The sequence below is a fragment of the Acidovorax sp. GW821-FHT09A11 genome, from assembly GCF_059418365.1.
In genome coordinates this window covers 165,369-171,403 of sequence record NZ_JBWKPS010000009.1, presented here as the reverse complement: position 1 = coordinate 171,403, position 6,035 = coordinate 165,369, and the positions used below count along the sequence as shown (strand labels likewise).

The window sequence follows — 6,035 nt, the reverse complement described above, 5'->3', positions numbered from 1 at the left end:
TGGCCCCTGCAGACAGCACCAGCCGCGTGATGGGCATGGCCGTGGGCATCTCCACGGCGTTGCGCATCGCCCAGGCCGCACGCATGCCGGTGTGGGCCGTGCCCGATGCCGCGCTGCTCGCGCATGCGCGCTGGCCCCGTGGCCTGCGTCATCTGCATGTGTTCATCGATACCCGCGACCCCGACCAATGGCGCAGCGCCGCCGAGCTGGCCCGCAAGGCCAGCGCCTGCGGCCTGCAGGTCTTCCCGATGGTGGCCGACATGGCCAGCACCAACGGTAGCGAAGGCACCCACCACACCCCCCGATTCACCGCCACCCGGCTTTAGAAAACGACCCCACCATGGCTACAAAAAAGGCCAGCGCACCCAGATCGGACGCTGCAAAAAACACCCCATCCGCGCCACCCTCTGGCGCCCTGCAGTTCACCGTCTTCACGGCGACAGTCCCCGACCGCCTCACCAAGGTTCTGACCCTGGCCCCCGACGGCACGCTGCACAAGGAAAGCGCGGCCAACATGATGCGCGGCAGCGCGGTGCGAACGGTGGCGCACGGCCTGCAGGAACTGGCCGATGTGCTGGAAACCCTGGACCCCGCACAGGCCACGAGCTGGGGCGTGTGCGACGCTGCTGCAGGTGCCAGCGTGCCCATCGTCCCCGAGCGCGAAGTGCCAGAGACACCGGGTGCAATCTCCCGCACCCGCAGGCACTTTGCCTACCCCGTAGGCCCTGGCGTGCTGATGCTGGACCATGACGGCGCGCCCGATGGCGAGCTGTCTGCGGATGTGTTCCGCCAGCGCCTGATAGAGGCTTGCCCGGCCCTTGCTGACGCGCCCATGCTCTGGCGCCCGAGCTGTTCCGCAGGCGTGTGCACGGTAGACGGCCGCGAGCTGTCGGCGCTGACCCGGCATCGTTTGTATATCCCGGTGCGCGATGCGTCACGCATCCCCGAGGCCGGGCGCGCCCTGGTGCAGCTTCTTTGGGCCGCTGGCCACGGCTGGTTCGACGTTGGCCGGGCCGGGCAGGCGCTGGAGCGCACCCTGATCGATGCCAGCGTGTGGCAGCCCGAGCGCCTGGACTTCTGCGCGCCGCCCTTGCTGGGCAAGAGCCTGCAGCGGCCGCACGCCGCGCCCCGCATCTTTGGCGACCCGCTGGCCCTGTTCGACCTCGCGCTGATCCCGCACGATGCCGACACGCACAAGCAGGCCCAGGCGCTCAAGAAGGCCGCACGGGTTCAATTGGCGGGGCAGTGCGCAGCCCAGCGCGAGCGCTGGGTGGCCACCAACGCCCCGGCCCTGGCCAAGCGCCGGGGCATCCCCGTGGACAAGGCCCGCGACGTGCTGCAGCGCGCCAGCGCCCAGCGCGTGCTGATGGGCGACTTTGTGCTGATGGCAGAGCAGGGCAAGCCCGTGTCCGTCGGAGAAATCCTCGACCGCCCGGAGCGCTGGCACAACGCCCAGTTTGCCGACCCGCTGGACCCGGACAGCGACACCCGCGTGGCCGTGGTCAACCTCAAGAGCGGCCAGAGGCCCTACCTGTTCACCCACCGCCATGGCGGGATGCGCTTTGAGCTGTTGCGCCAGAGTGCCCGCATTCAGGTGGGGCGCGGCATGCGTGTGGCCACGACCGATGCGGTGCTGGCCGTGCTGCAGGAACGCGGCGAGCTGTTCGACTATGGCGAGGGCGCCGTGGCCTACGTGAGTGACGGCAAGGCCCGGCCGGTCACACCCGACTGGCTGACCGACCACATGGGCCGGGTGTGCGAGTTCTATTCGATGCGCCACCGCAGAAAGGCCGATGGCGAGGAAGCGCCCGAAGAAGGCCCCGAGGATGCCCCTTTGAGCGTGGCCCGCGCCATCCTGGCCAAGCATGGCGAGCGCGGGTTCAAGAAGCTGGTGGCGGTGGTCACTGCGCCCACCTTGCGCATTGACGGCAGCATTCTGGACCGCCCTGGCCACGACGAGGCATCGGGCCTGCTGTTCTATTGTGAACACCCGAGCCCACCCCGCGTGCCGGTCAAACCGACCGTGCCGGACGCCCTGGCAGCCTTGCGCTTTCTGTGGGCACCGCTGGCCCTGTTCCCGCTGGTGGATGCGGTGGCCAACGGCGTGGCGCTGCACGGCCTGCTGTCGGCCGCGTTGCGGGCGAGCCTGCCCACCGCGCCCGGCGTGGGCTTCGATGCCCCGGCCGCAGGCAGCGGCAAAACCCTGCTGGCCCGCTGTATCGGCATCCTGGCCATGGGCTCGGAGCCTTCGATATTGCCCCCGGCCGACACCGACGAAGAAACGCGCAAGCGCCTGTTTGCGGTGCTGCGCGAAGGCCAGCGCGTGGTGCTGTGGGACAACGTGCGCGAGCCCTTGGGCTCTGCCTCGCTCGATGCCTTCCTGACCGCGCCCACCTTTGCCGACCGGGTGCTGGGCAGCAGCGAAACCATCACGCTGCCCAACCGGGCCTTGTTCATCGCCACGGGCAACAACCTGCGCATGACGTCGGACACCTGCCGAAGGGTGCTGACGGCGCGCATCGACGCGCAGAGCGAGACACCGTACACGCGGGACTTCTCGTTCGACCCGGCTCAGATGGTGCAGACGGACCGGCTGGCCTATGTGGTGGCTGCTTTGACGATTGTTCGGGCCTACATCACTGCAGGGCGCCCGAAGATGGCCAAGGGGCGCACGGCCAGCTTTGAGCATTGGGATGATCTGGTGCGCCAGCCCATCTGCTGGCTGGCGCAGCAGGTGGCCGCGATCGCGGGCACACCCGAAGGGGCAGGGCTGCCCACACTGGCCGACCCCATGGAAGCGGCCGCACGCGCCTTCGAGCAAGACCCGGAAACCACCAAGCTGCGCGCGCTGGTGGAGGCATGGTTTGCAGCGTTTGGACCGGATCAAACGACCGTGGGCGGTGCCATCCGGCGCAGCGACACCGACGCGCTCCTGGCCATGGCGATGGATGACATTGCAGGGCAGGCGGGCAAGATCAATTCGCGCATGCTGGGCCGCTGGATAGAGCGCATGCAGGGGCGCATCGTGGACGGCAAACGGTTCGTGCGCATCGGTCACCGGGCCGGGTTGCTGCACTGGGCTGTGCACCAGTCGGCAAGCCGCAACCTTGCGGCCGAGGCCATGGCCATGCCTGCGGCCGACGACGTGGCCACGTTCTGAGGGGCGCAGCATGAGCGAGAACACCACCGCCGCCGCTGCGCTGCTGGAGCGCCTGCGCCACAAGGGCCTGCACCTGTCGGCCACGGCCGAGGGCAACCTGCAGGTGTGGCCCGCCGTGTGGCTGGATGAAGCCACCAGCAAGGCAATCAGAGAACACAAACCCGGCCTGCTGGCGCTGCTGTCGGCCGCAGCCGTGGATGTGCTCGAAGACGACCGCCACCGCTGCCGCGATTGCTACCACCTGCAGCGCAAGGGCAATTGCGCCATGGCCGCGCAAGGGCGCTTGCCGGGCGTGCCCGAGTGGTACACGCCGCACAAGGACGTGCTGCAGCGCTGCCATCGGTTCTGCGCGTTGCCGTACTGACCATGCGCAGCAACAAGCCAACCCCCATGACGGATGCAGAGCGGCAGCGCAAGCACCGGCGAAAACGCCAGCGCGAGCTGCAGGCGCTGCGTGCTGTGGTGCCTGCCACTGCGCAGGAGCGCGAGAGCGTGGCCCAGGTGCAGCGCCTCGCGGCCCAGCTCGACAAGGCCATGCGCACGGCCGCCACGCTGCAGGCGCGCATCGATGCGATGCGGTCGGAGCAGGGCGAGCTGCAGCAGTTGCGCGAAGCCGTGCGCTCCCTGTTTCCGAAGCTGACCCCGGCCGCGCAGCAGGTGGCGCGCAGGCATCTGGAGGGCTGCGGCGCGGGGCAGTGGCTCGCACCCGAGGAGCCGCCACAGCCTGCGGCCGCGCCGCCTTCAACCCTTTCTTCCCGCGTGTTTTTTTAACCCCAGTCCACAAGGAGTGATTCATGAAGTTCGATGTTCAACACCACGCCCGCAGCGCCCAGGCTGCGCTGCACGAAGCCCTGGCCGAGCTGGCACGCGCACGCACGGCCTACGACAACGATGCAGGCCCGAGGTTTGCCCAGGCCAAGGCCGCGCAGGAGCTGCTGGGGCGCAAGATCAAGGCGGCCGAAGCGGAAGCCGATGCGGCTTCGGATGCCTTCCATGCAGCGTTTGCCAGCGGTGGGTATGAGAGCAGCGATGCGGCCACGCGCAGTGCGCTCAACCGCAAGAACGATGCGCAGGCCATGGCCGAGGTGATGCGGGTGGCGCAGGCCAAAGGAGCGAAGGAACTGCAGGCGCTGGCGGCCGAGGCCAGCAGGCAGGCGCACACCTATGCGGCAGCGTATGAGCGGGCCTACACGGCGCACGCACGGGCCGAGGGCTACAAGGTGCTGCAGGAGGCCGGGGAGGCGGTGGCCAGGGCCATGGCGCTGGCGGCGCATGCGCCTTGCAGCACCAGCGTGCACGAGGATTCACTGGGGCGCCCGCCCAGCTCTGCGGCCCTTCGCGAGGAGATGGTGGCGGCGCGGTGGGCGTTCATCCTCGATGGCTTGAAGGCGATGGCTGAGGGGCTGCCGGAGTACGGCGCGCGGCCGCAGGTGGAGGTGCTGGGGGTGTTCGACCTGGGGGCGCTGACGGCGCAGGATGTGCTGACGCCTGCGCAGATTCACAAGGTGCGGCGCGGTGGGGAGGTGGTGCTGTAACGCTGGTTCAGTCTGTGAAAGGGCGCGAAGTGGTAGAGGCTGCTTCGTGTTTTTTGAAGAAACAGAATTGTTGATAGCATGACGTCTATAAGTAAAGATCAATCATTGCGCTACTGAGCGAGCTGAGGTAAACCGCCCTTTGCTCATCGTAGGATAGGTGATGTTCGATTTATTCTAATATTCAAGGAGAGCTCATGGAAAAGCGTCATCAGGTCTTTATTTCTTCAACTTTTGCGGACTTAAAAGAGGAGCGAGCAGAAATAATTCAAGCGCTTCTGGAGCTTGATTGCATCCCTGCGGGGATGGAGCTTTTCCCTGCGACTGATGGCGAGGCTTGGGATTTGATAAAAGGGGTTATTGATGACTCCGACTATTACTGTCTTGTGCTCGCTGGTCGGTACGGAAGTATGGATGGTGCGGGTGTTAGTTTTACAGAAAAAGAGTACGATTACGCTCTGTCCCAAAAGAAGCCAATTATGGCTTTTATGCATAGTAATGTTGAAAATCTACCGACGTCAAAGACCGAGAAGAGTGAGCAAGGAAGAAAAAAACTCGAAGAGTTTCGCGTGAAAGTGGAGGCTGCCCATCACCGCAAAGCATGGACTACGGCCGCCGAGTTAGGTGGACTTGTATCTAGAAGCTTAGTGAATATGCGAAAGACGCACCCGGCTGAGGGCTGGGTTAGAGGTCGCTTTGCGGCAACCGAAGCAATGCAGATTGAACTTGCCAACTTGAGAGCTAAGGTCGCTGAATTAACTGCGGCAGCAACCAGTGCACCCTCACAAGCGATAAGCCCGGAAGATCTTGCAAGCGGTACAGAATTATTTAATATTAGTCCTAGCGTTCGGCGCGTTGAAAAGGGCGAATTCAGACTGGAAAAAGTTTTGGTTAGTTGGGATACGATACTGCGGTATGTTGGGCCAGCACTAGTAAACGAATGCACAGAAGCTGAATTCAATGACAAACTCAAACTGTGTGCTTTTCATAATGCAGAGAGTTCCCCTGGAAACAAACTTTCATTTGACAGAATTGTTTTGGCAACTGTTGTTGTGGATAGAGTTAAAATTCAACTGCAAGCGCTAGGCTATATGGCTCCAGGCCTTAAGCGTAGAACCGTCTCAGATAAGAGCACATATTGGCGCTTGACTGAGCGAGGACATCAACAACTTATCGCCGCCCAAGCCATACGCACAAGTAAGAAGACTGCAGATTCTGATATTCTTTCAAACGCTACTGACGTGGCATAACCTGCCTCTACGAACTGGGGGCCAGCATGTACAAGGCCTTCAGCAGCCGATTGCATAGCTGGTTGATCGGGCGGATGTCATAAGGCCAAAGAG

Annotated in this window: 6 protein-coding genes; all 6 read left to right on the top strand. The window is 64.2% G+C overall.

Annotated elements, in window-relative coordinates; all coding sequences use genetic code 11:
* On the top strand, positions 1-326 hold a 326-nt coding region (locus AC07PV_RS20730; protein WP_494631205.1), incomplete at its 5' end, for a toprim domain-containing protein.
* Between the two features lie 14 nt (positions 327-340).
* Positions 341-3,160 (top strand): hypothetical protein, encoded by a 2,820-nt coding sequence (locus tag AC07PV_RS20725; protein WP_494631203.1) that lies wholly within the window; start codon positions 341-343, stop codon positions 3,158-3,160.
* Between the two features lie 10 nt (positions 3,161-3,170).
* A complete protein-coding gene (locus tag AC07PV_RS20720) occupies positions 3,171-3,524 on the top strand; it encodes a hypothetical protein (RefSeq protein WP_494631201.1) in 354 nt (117 codons plus the stop codon).
* Positions 3,525-3,550: 26 nt separating this feature from the next.
* Positions 3,551-3,931 carry a hypothetical protein gene (locus tag AC07PV_RS20715; protein WP_494631200.1) on the top strand — a complete coding sequence of 127 codons (381 nt, stop codon included), beginning with the start codon at positions 3,551-3,553 and terminating at the stop codon, positions 3,929-3,931.
* A gap of 23 nt (positions 3,932-3,954) precedes the next feature.
* Positions 3,955-4,695, top strand: a complete 741-nt coding sequence (locus AC07PV_RS20710; protein ID WP_494631198.1) for a hypothetical protein — start codon at positions 3,955-3,957, stop codon at positions 4,693-4,695.
* 194 nt (positions 4,696-4,889) lie between these two features.
* Positions 4,890-5,942, top strand: coding sequence for a DUF4062 domain-containing protein (locus tag AC07PV_RS20705; protein ID WP_494631196.1), 1,053 nt, complete (start codon positions 4,890-4,892; stop codon positions 5,940-5,942).
* Positions 5,943-6,035: the final 93 nt, after the last annotated feature.